Source organism: Acidovorax cavernicola (assembly GCF_003581445.1).
In genome coordinates this window covers 1-714 of sequence record NZ_QXMN01000301.1, presented here as the reverse complement: position 1 = coordinate 714, position 714 = coordinate 1, and the positions used below count along the sequence as shown (strand labels likewise).

Sequence of the window (714 nt, the reverse complement as noted above, 5' to 3'; positions counted from 1 at the left end):
GATCAACGCGCTGCAGGCCGCGATGGAAGGCTACAAGGTCGTGACCATGGAATGGGCCGCCGACAAGGCCGACATCTTCGTGACCACCACCGGCAACCGCGACATCATCCGCCACGAGCACATGCTGGCGATGAAGGACGAAGCCATCGTCTGCAACATCGGTCACTTCGACAATGAAATCGACGTCGCGGCTATCGAAAAGTACGAGTGGGAAGAAATCAAGCCCCAGGTCGACCACATCAAGTTCCCCGACGGCAAGAAGATCATTCTGCTGGCCAAGGGCCGCCTGGTGAACCTGGGCTGCGCCACGGGCCACCCCAGCTTCGTGATGAGCGCCTCGTTCGCCAACCAGACCATCGCCCAGATCGAGCTGTTCACCAAGCAGGACGCCTATGCCGTCGGCAAGGTCTACGTGCTGCCCAAGCACCTCGATGAAAAAGTCGCCCGCCTGCACCTGAAGAAGGTCGGCGCGATGCTGACCGAACTGACGGACAGCCAGGCTGCGTACATCGGCGTCTCCAAGCAAGGCCCTTACAAGCCCGACACCTACCGCTACTAAAAAGCGGTTCGGCCATGCCGCGTGCCGGCATGGCCTCTGAATGTTTTTTCCGCCCCTTTGATGGGGCGACTTTGCCGCCGGCCCATGCGCCGGCGGTAGCGATTCCTTTTTTGAGACGGATTTACTCCATGCGTGCCGATCAATTGCTTGTAGAC

General features: G+C 59.8%; 1 protein-coding gene. It reads left to right on the top strand.

Annotation, left to right across the window (positions count from 1 at the left end; translation table 11 throughout):
* Window positions 1-559 (top strand): adenosylhomocysteinase (locus D3H34_RS33300; RefSeq protein WP_147400627.1); only part of this gene is annotated, 559 nt, incomplete at its 5' end.
* Window positions 560-714: the final 155 nt, after the last annotated feature.